Below are 15,726 nucleotides of genomic sequence, written 5' to 3'. Positions count from 1 at the left end.
GGGACCCTTCGCGTGTGTGACCCTTGCCCTCATGCCTGTCGTACGTGATCTGCGCGTACTCCTGCGCGTGAGGTACTTCCGCCGCCTGCTCGCCGTACGACTGCTCTCCCAGTCGGCCGACGGCGTGTACCAGGTCGCCCTGGCCACGTACGTGGTGTTCTCCCCGGAGAAGCAGACCTCGCCCGCGGCGATCGCCTCCGCGATGGCCGTCCTGCTGCTGCCGTACTCGGTCATCGGGCCGTTCGCCGGAGTCCTGCTCGACCGCTGGCGGCGCCGTCAGGTCTTCCTCTACGGCAACCTGCTGCGGGCCCTCCTTGCCTGCGGCACTGCCGGACTGGTCCTCGCCTCCGTCCCCGACTGGCTCTTCTACGCCTCCGCCCTGTCGGTGACGGCCGTGAACCGCTTCGTGCTGGCCGGCCTCTCCGCCTCCCTGCCCCGTGTCGTGGACACCGACCGGCTGGTGATGGCCAACGCGGTCTCGCCCACCGCCGGCACCCTGGCCGCCGTGGCCGGCGGAGGTCTGGCCTTCGCCGTCCGGCTGCTGGCCGCGGACTCCAACGCCGTGGTCGTCCTCGTGGGCGCCGTTCTGTACCTCGGTGCCGCCCTGGCCTCGCTGCGGCTCCCCGTCGCCCTGCTGGGCCCAGACCGGGACCTCGGGCACTCCCATCCGTCCGTGCTGGAAGCCGTGGTGCTGACCGTTCGCGGCATGGCCGCCGGTTTGCGGCACCTGGGGGAGCGGCGTCCGGCCGCCTGGGCGCTGACCGCCATGACGCTCATGCGTTTCGCCTACGGCGCCCTCACGGTCATGCTGCTGATGCTCTGCCGCTACGCCTGGTCCAGGACCGAGTCCGAGGGGCTCGCCCTCCTCGGACTCGCGGTCGGTGTCTCCGGCGGCGGCTTCTTCATAGCGGCCGTGATCACACCCTGGGGCGCGGGGCGCTTCGGGACGCTCGGCTGGATCACCGGGCTGGCGGGGGTCGCAGCGGTGCTCGTCCCCGCACTGGGGCTGCCCTTCGCTCCGGAGCCCATGCTGGTCGCCGCCTTCTTCCTGGGCGTGGTCACCCAGGGAGCGAAGATCTCCACGGACACGGAGGTGCAGTTCCGGGTGGACGACGCCTTCCGTGGCCGTGTCTTCGCCGTCTACGACGTGCTCTTCAACGTCGCCTTCGTGGGCGCGGCGGGCGTGGCCGCGCTCATGCTGCCGCCCGACGGGAAGTCCGCCGCCCTGATCGTGGCCGTTTCCCTGATCTACGGTGCGGTGGCCCTGGCGCTCGCGCGGCGCGGACGACAGCCCGAGCGATGTTTCACGTGAAACGGGGCGATGTTTCACGTGAAACATCGCCCCGGGTTCAGCTCTGGCCGGCCCACCATTCCTTGAGCGCCGACACCGCGGCGTCGCGCTCCATCGGACCGTTCTCCAGCCGCAGCTCCAACAGGAACTGGTACGCCTTGCCGATCACCGGTCCCGGGCCGACACCCAGGACCTCCATGATCTCGTTGCCGTCCAGGTCGGGACGGATGGCATCCAGCTCCTCCTGCTCCTGGAGCTGGGCGATCCGCTCCTCCAGCCCGTCGTAGGCCCGGGAGAGGGCGTTCGCCTTGCGCTTGTTCCGGGTCGTGCAGTCCGAGCGGGTCAGCTTGTGCAGCCGGTCCAGCAGCGGGCCTGCGTCCCGCACGTACCGGCGTACGGCGGAGTCGGTCCACTCGCCCGTCCCGTAGCCGTGGAAGCGCAGGTGCAGCTCCACGAGCCGGGAGACATCCTTGACCATCTCGTTCGAGTACTTGAGCGCGGTCATGCGCTTCTTGGTCATCTTGGCGCCCACCACCTCGTGGTGGTGGAAGGAGACCCGGCCGTCCTTCTCGAAGCGGCGCGTACGGGGCTTGCCGATGTCGTGCAGCAGGGCGGCCAGGCGCAGGACCAGGTCCGGGCCGTTCTCCTCCAGGTCGATCGCCTGCTCCAGGACGATCAGGGAGTGCTCGTACACGTCCTTGTGCCGGTGGTGCTCGTCGCTCTCCAGCCGCAGCGCGGGCAGCTCGGGCAGCACGTGCCCGGCGAGGCCGGTGTCCACGAGCAGGCCCAGACCCTTGCGGGGGTGCGAGGAGAGCAGGAGCTTGTTCAGCTCACCCTGCACGCGCTCGGCAGAAACGATCTCGATGCGGTCCGCCATGGCCGTCATCGCAGCGACGACCTCGGGGGCCACCTCGAAGTCCAGCTGAGCGGCGAAGCGGGCCGCCCGCAGCATCCGCAGCGGGTCGTCCGAGAAGGAGTCCTCCGGGGTGCCGGGGGTACGCAGTACCCGGGCCGCGAGATCGTCCAGACCGCCGTGCGGATCGATGAACTCCTTCTCCGGCAGAGCCACGGCCATCGCGTTCACCGTGAAGTCGCGACGGACGAGGTCCTCCTCGATGGAGTCGCCGTAAGAGACCTCGGGCTTCCGGGAGGTCCGGTCGTAGGCCTCCGACCGGTACGTGGTGACCTCGATCTGGTAGCCGTCCTTCTGCGACCCGACCGTGCCGAAGGCGATGCCCACGTCCCAGGTGGAGTCCGCCCACGGGCGGACGATCTTCAGAACGTCCTCGGGACGGGCGTCCGTGGTGAAGTCGAGGTCATTGCCGAGCCGCCCCAGCAGGGCGTCCCTGACGGACCCGCCGACGAGGGCGAGGCTGAAGCCCGCCTCCTTGAAACGGCGGGCGAGATCGTCGGCGACGGGCGCGACGCGCAGGAGCTCACTCACGGCGCGGTGCTGCACCTGGCTCAGGGCGCTGGGGTTGTCTTCGTTGGCGTTCGGCACAACAGAAAAGGGTACGTGCCCCTCCCCCCAGGAACTCCCTCGTTTACCGGCTGTGAGCTCCCGGACACCCCCCGAGCCCGCCAGTTCATGTGGAGCAGTCCGCGGCACTCGGGCACAGCGGGCCTCGTTACCATGCGTGGACGCACAACCGACGACCACTGACACGACGAGGACGGGCGATCGCGTGGCCGAGGCGGCAGACAACCTGGGGAACGCCCCCGCCCCTGCCCGCCGCTGGCTGCGCCGAGCAGTGGTCCTGCTCGCCGGTACTCCCGTCCTGGCCGGTCTGATCTACGTGCCGGCAAAGTCCCCGGCCCAGGCCGCGCCGGCCTCCAACGGTTCCTCCACGGTCGACGTGTCGCTCGATTCGCTGGCCCCCAGCGCGCCCGTGAAGAACGACACCCTCACCATCTCCGGCACCGTGACCAACCACGGCAAGGAGACGGTGACCGACGCCCATGTCGGCCTCCGGGTCGGCCAGCGGCTCACCGACCGCGGCACGATCGACGACGCGGCGGAGCGCACCGGCTTCCGGCCGGGCAGCGACTCCCCGGAAGTCGCCGGCTCCGCGGTCAAGATCTCGGCCCTGCCGCCGGACGTCGCCCAGCCCTTCACCCTGAAGATCCCGGTGAGCAAGCTCGGACTCGGCGAGGACGGCGTCTACCAGCTGGGCATCTCGGTGTCCGGTGAGACCGAGAGCAGGCCCGACGAGCAGGTGCTCGGCATCGAGCGCACCTTCCTCCCCTGGCAGCCCGAGGGCGCCGCCAAGAAGACGCAGGTCAGCTACGCCTGGCCGCTGATCTCCGCGACGCACCTGTTGGCGCAGACCGGCTCCGACGAGCTCCAGACCCCGGTCTTCCGCAACGAGGACCTGGCGGCGGAGCTGCGTCCCGGAGGCCGTCTCGAGCAGCTCGTCTCGCTCGGCAGCCAGCTCCCGGTCACCTGGGTGATCGATCCGGACCTGCTCGCGAGCGTGGCCGCCATGGCCGGCACCTACAAGGTCGTCACGGAGGACGGCGAGACCGTCCGGGGCAGGAACCAGGCCGTCGCCAAACAGTGGCTGGCGTCACTCGAAGCCGCGGTGCAGGGCAAGAAGGTCGTCGCCCTCCCGTTCGCCGATCCCGATCTGGCCTCGCTCGCACACCGCGGCAAGAACGTCTCCGGATCCCTGGGTCAGCTGCGTCCGGCCACCGACAAGGCAAGGCAGGCCGTCGAGACGGTGCTCCACGTCGAGCCGTCGACGGACTTCGCCTGGCCGGTCGACGGCGCCCTGGACCCGGCGATCGTCAACGTGGCCACCTCGGCCGGGGCGCACAACGTGCTGGCCCGCAGCGACACCTTCCAGGAGACCGGCGGCCTGGGGTACACGCCCACCGCCGCGCGTCCGATCGGCGCGGGTACCACCGCCGTGGTCGCGGACGCCAGGCTCTCGAAGGCGTTCGAGGGCGACATGCTGGACTCCGAGAAGTCGATGCTGGCCGTACAGGAGTTCCTGGCGCAGAGCCTCGCCCTCAACCTCCAGGACGTCGATGCCCAGCGCAGCATCGTGATCGCCCCCCAGCGGATGCCCACGACCAGCCAGGCCCAGTCGATGGCGGAGGCCCTGGGCGTGCTGAGCGGCAGCCGCTGGACGCAGGCGAGCGACCTGGAGGCGGCGGCGAAGGCCAAGCCCGACCCCCGGGCCACCACCCTGGTTCCCGGAGCCGGCCAGTACCCGAACTCCCTGCGCAGGCAGGAGCTGCCCCAGGCGGCCTTCGAGGAGATCCGCACCACGCAGATCACGCTCGACCACTTCAAGGTGATCCTCTCGCACCCGGAGCGGGTCGACATCCCCTTCGGGAACACCTTCAACCGGGAGATGTCCACGTCGTGGCGGGGGCGTCCGGACGAGGCGCGGGCGTACCGCGACGGCGTGCAGGACTACCTGATCGAGCTGACCCGGCAGGTCAAGCTGATCCCCAAGACGAAGGCCCACCTTTCGGGCCGCAGCGCGACCATCCCGGTGACGGTACAGAACGGCCTGGTCCAGGACGTGCACGGGCTGATCCTGCGGCTGAAGTCCACCAACCCGACGCGCCTCATGTTCGGCGACAAGGGCGAGGCCGACCAGGAGGTGGACGTCCGGGGCGGCCACAGCCAGTCCGTGAAGTTCACCGCCAACGCGACCGCCAGCGGTCCCGTGGAGGTCGTGGCGCAGCTCTACACCAGGGACGGCATCCCTTATGGCGAGGAGCGCCGCTTCAAGGTCGAGGCCACGGAGATCACCTCGACCGTGCTGCTCGTCATCGCGGGCGGAGTGCTGCTTCTCGTGCTGGCCGGGGTGAAGATGTACGCCAGCCGCAAGAGGGTCGCGGCCAGGGCCGCCGCCGACGAGAGCACGCAGCCGAGTGACCCGACGCCGGACACCGGACCGGAAAGCAACAGCTCCTCCGGCACGGGTGAGACAGTGGACCGTTGAGCGACACCGTGGCCGGCCGGGCCTGGGGACGATGAGGTGGGGTTTCGATGAACGCGCCGTACGACGGTGACCGCGCGCAGCGCGCGAGCGGCACCAGAGAGACGGGCCAGGACGCCCCCGTACCGGGGCAGGTCCCGCCGCCCGCCGCTCCTGCCCAGGACCCGTACGTCCAGGAGGCCTACGAGCAGGACCCGTACCGTGCCCAGGACCTGGCCGCCCAGGACCCGGTCACCGAGGCGCTGTACGACCGCGCGGCGCACCCGCCGCCGGCTCCTGGCACGTTCCGCGAGCCCGGTCCGCTGTACGACCGGCCGGCCGCGCCCGCGCACTCCCCGGACCCGCGCGTCTGGGCCCAGACCCCGCCACCGGAGCCCGACGGCCCGTCCCGCCACCTGCCGTACGGCGACCACGCCACCACCACCCAGTTCGTGGGCGTGGACGCGCTGGTGACCAAGGCCACCGACGCCCCGCCCGAGCCGGACGCCTTCGCGCACCTCTACCGCGACCAGCAGGCGGCGCCGGCCGCGCCCGCCGAGGACGCCCCGGTGGCCGCGCCCGCCCCGAGCAAGCCGGCGGGCCGTGCGGCGAGCCTGCTGAAGTCCAGTGCGCTGATGGCCGCGGGCACGATCGTCTCCCGCATCACGGGCTTCCTGCGCACGCTGGTCATGGCCACCGCCATCGGTGTCGGCACGTTCAACGACACCTACCAGATCGCCAACACCCTGCCGACGATGATCTACATCCTCGTCGGCGGCGGCGCGCTCAACGCCGTCTTCATCCCGCAGCTGGTCCGGGCGATGAAGAACGACGAGGACGGCGGCGAGGCCTACGCCAACCGGCTGCTGACCCTGGTCGTGGTGCTGCTCGCGGGCGTGACCACTGTCTGCGTCCTGGCCGCCCCGCTGTTCATCGCGATGATGTCCCCGAAGATCGCGTCGGACCCGCAGCAGAACGAGGTGGCGGTCGCCTTCGCCCGCTACTGCCTGCCGACCATGTTCTTCATGGGCGTCCACGTGGTGATGGGTCAGATCCTCAACGCCCGCGGCCGCTTCGGCGCGATGATGTGGACCCCGGTCCTCAACAACATCGTCGTGATCGCCACCTTCAGCGCCTTCATCTGGGCCTTCGGCGGCTTCACCAGCACCCACGTCAGCGCCGCCTCGGTGACCCCCGAGGGCGTACGGCTGCTGGGCATCGGCACCCTGCTGGGCCTGACCGTGCAGGCCCTGGCCATGGTCCCGTACCTGCGCGAGGCCGGCTTCAAGCCCCGGCTGCGCTTCGACTGGCGCGGCCACGGCCTCGGCAAGGCCGTCGGCCTCGCCAAGTGGACCTTCTTCTTCGTCCTCGCCAACCAGGTCGGCCTCGTGGTCGTCACCCAGCTCGCCACCTGGGCCGGTTCGGTCGCGGACAAGCAGGGCCACTCCGGTACGGGCATCACCGCCTACAACTACGCGCTGGCGCTGTGGCAGATGCCCCAGGCCATCATCACCGTCTCCGTGATGACCGCCGTGCTGCCCCGCATCTCGCGGTCCGCTCACGACGGCGACGCCGCGGCCGTCCGCGACGACATCTCGTACGGCCTGCGCACCTCGGCCGTGGCGATCGTGCCCTGCGCGTTCGCCTTCCTGGCACTCGGCGTGCCGATGGCCACCCTGCTGTACGCGGGATCCGGCAGCGGCGCCCAGAACATCGGTTACGTGCTGATGGCGTTCGGCCTCGGCCTGATCCCGTACTCCGTGCAGTACGTCGTGCTCCGCGGCTTCTACGCCTACGAGGACACCCGGACCCCCTTCTACAACACGGTCATCGTGGCCGCCGTGAACGCGGCGGTCTCGGGCCTGGCGTTCGTGGTCCTGCCCGCGCGCTGGGCCGTGGTCGGCATGGCCGGCGCCTACGGCCTCGCCTTCGCGGTCGGCGTGGGCGTCGCGTGGCGCCGCCTGCGCACCCGCCTCGGCGGCGACCTCGACGGCTCCCACGTCGTGCGGACGTACGCGCGCCTCGCCGGCGCCTGCGTACCGGCGGCCGCGCTCGGCGGCGGTGTGGCCTTCGCCGTCACCCGTCTGCTCGGCAGCGGAGCGCTCGCTTCCCTGGCCGCCCTGCTGGCCGGTGGGGTCGTGCTGATGGGCGTCTTCTTCGTGGCGGCCAAGCGCATGCGGATCGAGGAACTCAACGCGATGGTCGGGATGGTCCGCGGACGTCTGGGCCGCTGAACCCCCCAGCTGCCGCCGGGCGGAACCGTCCCCGGCCGGCGGCCGGGGGAGTAGGTCCAGCACAACCTTCCGCCGCCGACGCGTGTCGTGCATAGCGGCGGACTGTGGGCACAATTGGCATGGCTTTGCAGACTGGCCGACAGCGCGCAACGGATGGGGAGGCAGAACGACGGTGGCGGAACGTAGCACGGCTGCCGTCGACGTGGCCGACAACAGCGGCGGCGAGCCGCTGACCGCCAAGGCGGAGAAGGCCACGGCCGACGGGGCGGCAGAAACCCAGGAATCCCGGCAGGCGACGGACAGGACCACGGCCGAGGCGGAGGGCGAACGCGGCAGGAGCGCGGCCTCCGCACCCGAACTGCACAGTGGCCACAAGCTGGCCCGACGCTACCGCCTTGAGGAGTGCGTCACCCGTCTGGACGGTTTCAGCTCCTGGCGTGCCATGGACGAGAAGCTGCGCCGGGCCGTGGGGGTCCACCTGCTGCCCGCGGACCACCCCCGCGCCCGGTCCGTGCTCGCCGCCGCCCGCTCCTCGGCCCTGCTCGGGGATCCCCGCTTCGTGCAGGTCCTGGACGCGGTCGAGGAGAACGATCTCGTCTACGTCGTCCACGAGTGGCTGCCGGATTCCACGGAGCTGACCGCGCTGCTCGCCGCGGGCCCGCTGGAGGCCCACGAGTCGTACCAGCTGGTCACCCAGGTCTCGCAGGCCATGGCGGCGGCCCACCGTGAGGGCCTGGCCCACCTGCGGCTGACGCCCAGCGCGATACTGCGCACGTCCACCGGCCAGTACCGGATCCGGGGTCTGGCCGTGAACGCCGCGCTGCGCGGGATCAGCAGCGACACCCCGCAGCGTGCGGACACGGAGGCGATCGGCGCGCTGCTGTACGCCTCCCTCACCCAGCGCTGGCCGTACGAGAACGACGCGTACGGCCTGTCGGGCCTGCCCAAGGGCGTCGGCCTGCTGCCCCCGGACCAGGTCCGGGCCGGCGTGCACCGGGGACTGGCCGAGATCGCGATGCGGGCCCTCGCCAACGACGGCGCCACCGCCTCGCGCCAGGAACCGCCCTGCACCACTCCGGAGGAGCTGGCGAAGGCGGTCGCCGCCATGCCGCGCATCCGGCCCCCGGAGCCGACCTTCGCGGCTCCGCCCGAGTACCAGCAGACCACCTACCAGCAGGGGACCTACGGGCGCGCCGCCGCGCGCCCCGGAGGTGTCACCCAGGTCATCGCGACGGCACCGCCGCCCGCACCGCTCCAGAGCGGCACCGGTCGCGTGCTCAAGTGGGGTGTGGCCGCGCTCCTGATCGCCGCGCTCGGCCTCGGCAGCTGGCAGCTCGCCGACACCATCCTCGACCGCAAGAGCGGGGGAGGGACCACCCAGTCCCAGACGGAGGAGGGTGAAGAGGGCCCGAAGAACAAGGCGCCCGTCCCGCTCGCCGTCAAGGGTGCCGACGAGTACTTCCCCGACGGCACGTCACAGAACCGGGACGGCGTGGCCAACGCCTACGACGGGGACGCCTCCACCTACTGGCGTTCCAAGAGCTACGTCGACGGACCGAAGCTCGCCCCCTTCAAGGAAGGTGTCGGCCTGGTCTTCGACCTGGGCTCCGAGAAGGAGGTCAGCGCCGCGTCGATAACACTCCGCTACAGCGGTGACCACACCACGGCCGCGATCTACGCGGTCGACTCGATGTCCACGAGTGCCGCGCTCGATCCGAAGAAGAAGATCGCATCGGGTACCACGTCGGCCGACAAACTGGTACTCAAGGCCAAGCAGCCGAAGAAGACGCGCTACGTGGTCCTCTGGCTGACCGATGTGCCCAGGTCCGGGTCCGACGAGTTCAGCCGATCCGGCTACAAGCAGGGCATCACCGACGTGAAGTTCACCGGCTGACAGGACGACAGGGGGAGGGGGCTCACCGTTGGACGACGCCGCATCCGGGGGCATCGGCGACCAGGAACTCCTGGCCAGACATGTCGCCGGCGACCCCGAAGCCTTCGGTGAGCTGGTACGCCGTCACCGGGACCGGCTCTGGGCCGTGGCCCTGCGCACCCTCGGAGACCGTGAGGAGGCGGCGGACGCCGTGCAGGACGCCCTCGTCTCCGCCTACCGGGCCGCGCACACCTTCCGGGGTCAGTCCGCGGTGACCACCTGGCTGCACCGCATCACCGTGAACGCGTGCCTGGACCGGGCTCGCAAGGTGGCCTCGCGCAGGACCTCCGCGGTGGACGACCCGGAGGCCTTCGAAAGGCTCCTGGAGCCCCATGAGTCCGCCGAAGCGCCCGCCGAGCGCCAGGACCTCCACCGTGAGCTGCTGGCCGCTCTGAACACCCTTCCTGCCGAGCAGCGGGCCGCCCTGGTCCTCGTCGACATGCAGGGTTACCCCGTGGCCGAGGCAGCGCAGATGCTCGACGTGCCGACGGGCACCGTGAAGAGCCGCTGCGCCCGGGGCCGGGCGAGACTTCTTCCCCTGCTCACTCATCTGCGCTCGAATGCCGGGGGTAACAGTGCCGCTGACCGGGGAAGGAACCGGTCGCAGGGGACACCCGTCCCACCGGCAGCAGAATCCAGGGACCCAGATGCTGTGAAGGGCGGAGGTGGGCGAGCGTGACTTCCACGACCGGCACGATCCGGCACCCGGACGTCTCGGAGATCTCCGATCTCACCGAAGGCCTCCTCTCGCCGGCCAGGACGGCCGAGGTGCGCACGCACCTCACCGAATGCCCGCTGTGCGCGGACGTCCGGGCGTCCCTGGAGGAGATCCGCGGACTCCTGGGGACCCTGCCGGGGCCGCAGCGCATGCCGGCCGACATCGCCGGACGCATCGACGCCGCCCTGGCGGCCGAGGCGCTCCTGGACACCATCGCCCCCGGAGACACGGACCACGAGCCCGCCGTCCCCGCGCACACGGCGGCAAGCGATGTTTCACGTGAAACATCGAGCGCGCCCGTGGCCCCGAAGACGTTCGCGACCACCCGTGCGGCGGGCCATGCCACGGGCGCGACCGGTCCCGGCCGCAGGCGGAGCCGCCGCCGGGTGGCCGTCCTCACCGGCATTGTGACCGCGGCTGCCTGTGCCGTCGGCGTCCTCCTCTTCCAGAACCTCGGCGTGGACGGCGCCTTCGACACCAAGAAGGACGCCACCGCCGCCAGCTCCGCGGACGGTCCGGGAGAGTACAGCGCCGCACGCCTGCCCGGCGACGTCCAGCGGTTGCTGAGCGGCGACCGGAACGCCCAGGCACCCTCCGGGACGGCCAGCACCTTCGACGAGCGGACGGCCCCGAAACCCGAGCTGCTGGACACCGGCAAGCCATTGGCCGGGAGGCTGCCCGCGTGCGTGGCCGCGGGCACGGGCCGCACGGACACGCCTCTCGCCGCCGAACGGGGGATCTTCCAGGGGCACGACGCCTATCTGGTGGTCCTGCCGCACCAGGGTGACGAGTCTCGTGCCGATGCCTTTGTGGTCGATTCGGCCTGCACGGTCTCCGATCCCACGGGCCGCGGGAAGGTCCTGCTGACGGGCACCTACCCCCGGACCTGACAGCCCTGGTCCACAGGGCGGACAACCGGGGAATGCGGGCGCCGTAGGATCCGTTGGGTGGGGTGAGACCAGAGACCGGCCCCCCGGTAGTCAGCAGGCAGTCCGCAGAGACGAGGAAAGCACCCGTGAGCGACGTCCGTAACGTGATCATCATCGGCTCCGGGCCGGCCGGTTACACCGCCGCCCTGTACACCGCACGCGCATCGCTCAAGCCGCTCGTCTTCGAGGGTGCCGTCACCGCCGGCGGCGCGCTGATGAACACCACCGAGGTCGAGAACTTCCCCGGCTTCCCTGACGGCATCATGGGCCCTGACCTGATGGACAACATGCGCGCCCAGGCCGAGCGCTTCGGCGCCGAGCTCGTGCCGGACGACGTCGTCGCCGTGGACCTCACCGGTGAGATCAAGACCGTGACCGACACCGCGGGCACCGTCCACCGCGCCAAGGCCGTGATCGTGACCACCGGCTCGCAGCACCGCAAGCTCGGCCTTCCCAACGAGGACGCCCTGTCCGGCCGCGGCGTCTCGTGGTGCGCGACCTGCGACGGCTTCTTCTTCAAGGACCAGGACATCGCCGTCGTCGGCGGCGGCGACACCGCGATGGAGGAGGCGACCTTCCTCTCGCGCTTCGCCAAGTCGGTCACGATCGTCCACCGCCGTGACAGCCTGCGCGCCTCGAAGGCCATGCAGGAGCGCGCCTTCGCCGACCCGAAGATCAAGTTCGCCTGGGACAGCGAGGTCGCCGAGATCCACGGCGAGCAGAAGCTGTCCGGTCTGACGCTGCGCAACACCAAGACCGGTGAGACCTCCGAGCTCCCGGTGACCGGTCTCTTCATCGCCGTGGGCCACGACCCGCGCACCGAGCTGTTCAAGGGTCAGCTGGAGCTGGACGAGGAGGGCTACCTCAAGGTGGACGCCCCCTCGACCCGCACCAACATCACCGGTGTCTTCGGTGCCGGTGACGTCGTGGACCACACGTACCGCCAGGCCATCACGGCCGCCGGCACCGGCTGCTCCGCCGCGCTGGACGCGGAGCGCTTCCTCGCGGCCCTCTCCGACTCGGAGCACGCGACCGCGACCGTCTGACCCCCTTCCCCCACACCCCATCGCAGTACAGAAGAAGGAGGCCCCAGTGGCCGGCACCCTGAAGAACGTGACCGACGCGGACTTCGACGAGGTTGTGCTCAAGAGCGAGAAGCCCGTCCTGGTCGACTTCTGGGCAGAGTGGTGCGGCCCGTGCCGCCAGATCGCTCCGTCCCTTGAGGCCATCGCGGCCGAGCACGGCGACCAGATCGAGATCGTCAAGCTCAACATCGACGAGAACCCGGCGACGGCCGCGAAGTACGGCGTCATGTCCATCCCGACGCTGAACGTCTACCAGGGTGGCGAGATCGCCAAGACGATCGTCGGTGCCAAGCCGAAGGCCGCGCTCCTTCGCGACCTGGATGTCTTCATCGAGGCCAAGTAAGACCCCGTTTCACGTGGAGCCGTGTTTCACGTGAAACATCGAAAGGGGGCCGCCCTGGTGGGCGGCCCCCTTTCCTGCCTCCGGCGTCAGAGGTCCCTCGTGCCTCTGGGGCTCAGAGCGGACGCAGCACGGGCTCCTTGCGCGCCGCCCCCAGGAGACGGTCCAGGGCGAGCTCCACGTCCTCCTTCCAGGACAGCGTGGAGCGCAGTTCGAGCCGCAGCCTCGGATGCACGGGGTGCGGACGCACCGTCTTGAACCCCACCGCCAGGAGGTGGTCGGCCGGCAGCATGCACGCCGGGCCGTCCCAACGGGCGTCTCCGAATGCCTCGATGGCTTTGAAGCCCCGGCGCAGCAGATCCTTGGCGACCGTCTGCACCATCACCCTGCCCAGCCCCTGTCCCTGGTAGCCCGGCATGATCCAGCCCGTCATCAGCTGGACGGCATCGGGCGAGACCGGGCTGGTGGGGAAGGCGGTGGCTCGCGGGACATAGGCAGGGGGCGCGTAGAGCACGAAGCCCACCGGCACTTCGTCGACGTAGACCACGCGCCCGCAGGAGCCCCACTCCAACAGGACGGCGGAGATCCACGCTTCCTTTTCCAGCTCCGGGGTACCGGCCTTTATCGCGGCGTCGCCACTGACCGGGTCGAGTTCCCAGAAGACGCAGGACCGGCAGCGTTTGGGAAGGTCCTGGAGGTTGTCCAACGTGAGCGGTACAAGCCGACGACCCATGATCCGACAAACCCTCCTACGGCTCCGAGTCCCAGGCCCGCCGTCAGCAGGCCGGTGCGTCTCACCGATCGCATGGCCCCCGCCCCCTCTTCATGAGGTGTCTCCGAGTGGATACGCCATAGCTGATTGCATGGTAGCCACGGAGCCCGGGCACCGACACCGACGAAAAGCAAAGGGCGGGCCTCAGCCCGCCCTTTGGTCCGCCCTCGGCTCAGCCCTCGCTGTCGCCCTGCGCAAGCACACGCCCCTCGCCGGGAGCCAGCGTGCTCAGGATTCGCTCCAGGTCGTCCATGGACGCGAACTCGACGGTGATCTTGCCCTTCTTCTGCCCGAGGTCCACCTTCACCCGGGTCTCGAAGCGGTCGGAGAGCCGTGAGGCCAACTCCGTCAGCGCAGGGGAGACCCGGGTCCCCGCGCGGGGACCCTTCGGCTTCACCGAGCTGGTCGCCTGCGACCCCATCAGGGTGACGATCTCCTCGACCGCGCGGACCGAGAGGCCCTCGGCCACGATCCGGTGGGCGAGGCGGTCCTGCTCCTCGGAGTCCTCCACGGACAGGAGCGCACGGGCGTGGCCCGCGGACAGAACGCCCGCGGCGACCCTCCGCTGTACCGGGGCAGAGAGCCGCAGCAGACGCAGCGTGTTGGACACCTGCGGGCGGGAGCGCCCGATACGGTCCGCGAGCTGGTCGTGGGTGCAGTTGAAGTCCTGGAGGAGCTGGTCGTACGCGGCCGCCTCTTCCAGGGGGTTGAGCTGTGCCCGGTGGAGGTTCTCCAGGAGCGCGTCCAGGAGCAGCTTCTCGTCGTCCGTCGCGCGGATGATCGCGGGGATGCGCTCCAGGCCGGCCTCACGGCAGGCCCGCCAGCGGCGCTCGCCCATGATGAGCTCGTAGCGCTCCGGCCCGAGCTGACGCACCACGACGGGCTGCAGCAGGCCGACCTCCTGGATGGAGGTGACCAGCTCGGCCAGGGCGTCCTCGTCGAACACCTCACGCGGCTGGCGCGGATTCGGGGTGATGGAGTCGAGCTCTAGTTCCGCGAAGGTCGCACCGGCCACCTCAGCGGCCTCGGGCTGGACGGCCGCCGGCTCCGGCACCTCCGTTTCACGTGAAACAGTCGCGTGCGGAAGGGCCGCCACCTTGGCCGCCGCCACTCCGCGCTCTGCCGTCAGCACCGGTACGGCCGCGGGCGAGGTCGACCCCGCACCCACCACCGGACCCGACTGTTCCTGCGGAGCCGCAGGGATCAGAGCGCCGAGCCCCCTCCCAAGCCCTCTACGTCGCTCACTCACTGGATCCCCTCCGACATGTTCTGCGTGCTGATACTGCCGCCGCCCAGGTGGGCGTGCTGGGCGTCGTACTGGATTCCCACTCCGCGCAGCGCGATCTCGCGCGCCGCTTCCAGGTAGGAGAGGGAGCCACTGGAGCCCGGATCATAGGTGAGCACCGTCTGGCCGTAGCTCGGCGCCTCCGAGATACGGACCGAGCGCGGGATGCTCGTCCGCAGGACCTCGTTCCCGAAGTGGCTGCGCACCTCTTCAGCGACCTGAGAGGCCAGGCGGGTCCTGCCGTCGTACATGGTGAGCAGAATCGTCGAGACGTGCAGGGCCGGGTTGAGGTGGGCCCGGACCAGATCGACGTTCCGCAGCAGCTGTCCCAGGCCCTCCAGCGCGTAGTACTCGCACTGGATCGGGATCAGCACCTCGGCCCCGGCCACCAGGGCGTTGACCGTGAGCAGGCCCAGAGAGGGCGGGCAGTCGATGAGGATGTAGTCCAGCGGCTGCTCGTACGCCTGGATGGCCCGCTGCAGGCGGCTTTCCCGCGCCACCAGGGAGACCAGCTCGATCTCGGCGCCCGCCAGGTCGATCGTGGCCGGCGCACAGAACAGGCCTTCGACGTCCGGTACCGGCTGGACGACCTCCAGCAGCGGCCGGCTCTCGACAAGCACGTCGTAGATCGAGGGGACCTCTGCGTGGTGGTCGATGCCGAGCGCCGTCGAGGCATTGCCCTGCGGGTCGAGGTCGATGACCAGCACCCGAGCACCGTGCAGCGCCAGCGAGGCCGCCAGGTTCACCGTGGTGGTGGTCTTGCCTACGCCACCCTTCTGGTTGGCGACCACGATGACCCGGGTCTGCTCCGGACGAGGAAGTCCTTCGCCCGCACGACCCAGGGCTTCGACCGCCAGCTGGGCCGCGCGACCGATGGGAGTGTCGTCCATCGGAGGCGGTGTTTCACGTGAAACATCTCCCGCCGCGTCCGCTGGGGATGTCCCCATCCCCGGGGACTCGGTGCGGGGTCCGGGGACCGGGTCGGCCACCGGCCCCGCGAGGTTGGCGTCGGACCGCACGGGTTCACTCTCCTCGACTTCAGGCTCGGAATGAACAGAGCCTCCCATGTCTACGGGGGTGCGAACCAGCGGGGCCCGTACTCCTGTGGATGAATCCACAGATGTGGACAACTCCGCGACCCCCGTCTCCTGGCGGTTGCGGGGGGACGCAACCGCTCGGCCGCGGCTGATGATTCCGTGCAGCA

General features: G+C 70.4%; 12 protein-coding genes. 8 read left to right on the top strand and 4 right to left on the bottom strand.

What is annotated here, in order from left to right:
• The first annotated feature begins 31 nt into the window (after nucleotides 1–31).
• A complete protein-coding gene (locus ACIF6F_RS10600; protein WP_399944100.1) occupies nucleotides 32–1,312 on the top strand; it encodes an MFS transporter in 1,281 nt (426 codons plus the stop codon).
• Nucleotides 1,313–1,349: 37 nt separating this feature from the next.
• On the opposite strand, the gene ACIF6F_RS10595 is transcribed toward ACIF6F_RS10600, so the two are convergent.
• Nucleotides 1,350–2,792, bottom strand: a complete 1,443-nt coding sequence (locus tag ACIF6F_RS10595) for a CCA tRNA nucleotidyltransferase (RefSeq protein ID WP_399944097.1) — start codon at nucleotides 2,790–2,792, stop codon at nucleotides 1,350–1,352.
• Nucleotides 2,793–2,976: 184 nt separating this feature from the next.
• Between ACIF6F_RS10595 and ACIF6F_RS10590 the strand changes: the two genes are divergently transcribed.
• From ACIF6F_RS10590 to trxA, 7 genes are all read left to right on the top strand, one after another.
• The gene (locus ACIF6F_RS10590; RefSeq protein ID WP_399944094.1) at nucleotides 2,977–5,250 is read left to right on the top strand and encodes a DUF6049 family protein; all 2,274 of its coding nucleotides are present in this window, start codon (nucleotides 2,977–2,979) and stop codon (nucleotides 5,248–5,250) included.
• Between the two features lie 47 nt (nucleotides 5,251–5,297).
• A complete protein-coding gene (gene murJ / locus ACIF6F_RS10585; protein WP_399944091.1) occupies nucleotides 5,298–7,460 on the top strand; it encodes a murein biosynthesis integral membrane protein MurJ in 2,163 nt (720 codons plus the stop codon).
• Nucleotides 7,461–7,632: 172 nt separating this feature from the next.
• Nucleotides 7,633–9,354: a protein kinase family protein gene (locus ACIF6F_RS10580; protein ID WP_399944089.1), complete on the top strand. Its 1,722-nt coding sequence runs from the start codon at nucleotides 7,633–7,635 to the stop codon at nucleotides 9,352–9,354.
• A 28-nt stretch (nucleotides 9,355–9,382) separates the two neighbouring features.
• A complete protein-coding gene (gene sigM, locus ACIF6F_RS10575; protein WP_399944086.1) occupies nucleotides 9,383–10,072 on the top strand; it encodes an RNA polymerase sigma factor SigM in 690 nt (229 codons plus the stop codon).
• The gene (locus ACIF6F_RS10570) at nucleotides 10,069–11,001 is read left to right on the top strand and encodes an anti-sigma factor family protein (RefSeq protein ID WP_399944084.1); all 933 of its coding nucleotides are present in this window, start codon (nucleotides 10,069–10,071) and stop codon (nucleotides 10,999–11,001) included. The genes sigM and ACIF6F_RS10570 overlap by 4 nt, the downstream gene beginning before the upstream one ends.
• A 125-nt stretch (nucleotides 11,002–11,126) precedes the next feature.
• Nucleotides 11,127–12,086: a thioredoxin-disulfide reductase gene (gene trxB / locus ACIF6F_RS10565; RefSeq protein WP_399944082.1), complete on the top strand. Its 960-nt coding sequence runs from the start codon at nucleotides 11,127–11,129 to the stop codon at nucleotides 12,084–12,086.
• Nucleotides 12,087–12,132: 46 nt separating this feature from the next.
• Nucleotides 12,133–12,468: a thioredoxin gene (trxA, locus tag ACIF6F_RS10560; RefSeq protein ID WP_399944079.1), complete on the top strand. Its 336-nt coding sequence runs from the start codon at nucleotides 12,133–12,135 to the stop codon at nucleotides 12,466–12,468.
• A 112-nt stretch (nucleotides 12,469–12,580) separates the two neighbouring features.
• On the opposite strand, the gene ACIF6F_RS10555 is transcribed toward trxA, so the two are convergent.
• The 3 genes from ACIF6F_RS10555 to ACIF6F_RS10545 all read right to left on the bottom strand — a co-directional run bounded on the left by ACIF6F_RS10555 (nucleotide 12,581) and on the right by ACIF6F_RS10545 (nucleotide 15,589).
• Nucleotides 12,581–13,198: a GNAT family N-acetyltransferase gene (locus tag ACIF6F_RS10555; RefSeq protein ID WP_399944077.1), complete on the bottom strand. Its 618-nt coding sequence runs from the start codon at nucleotides 13,196–13,198 to the stop codon at nucleotides 12,581–12,583.
• 211 nt (nucleotides 13,199–13,409) lie between these two features.
• Complete coding sequence (locus tag ACIF6F_RS10550) at nucleotides 13,410–14,486, bottom strand: ParB/RepB/Spo0J family partition protein (protein ID WP_399944074.1); 1,077 nt, start codon at nucleotides 14,484–14,486, stop codon at nucleotides 13,410–13,412.
• Nucleotides 14,483–15,589 (bottom strand): AAA family ATPase, encoded by a 1,107-nt coding sequence (locus ACIF6F_RS10545; RefSeq protein ID WP_399944071.1) that lies wholly within the window; start codon nucleotides 15,587–15,589, stop codon nucleotides 14,483–14,485. The genes ACIF6F_RS10550 and ACIF6F_RS10545 overlap by 4 nt, the downstream gene beginning before the upstream one ends.
• Nucleotides 15,590–15,726 lie beyond the last annotated feature (137 nt).

It is taken from the genome of Streptomyces sp. NPDC086023 (assembly GCF_044540325.1).
In the GTDB taxonomy this organism is placed as follows: domain Bacteria; phylum Actinomycetota; class Actinomycetes; order Streptomycetales; family Streptomycetaceae; genus Streptomyces.
Note: the sequence above shows the minus strand (reverse complement) of the source record. Positions and strands in the feature narration are given on the sequence as shown.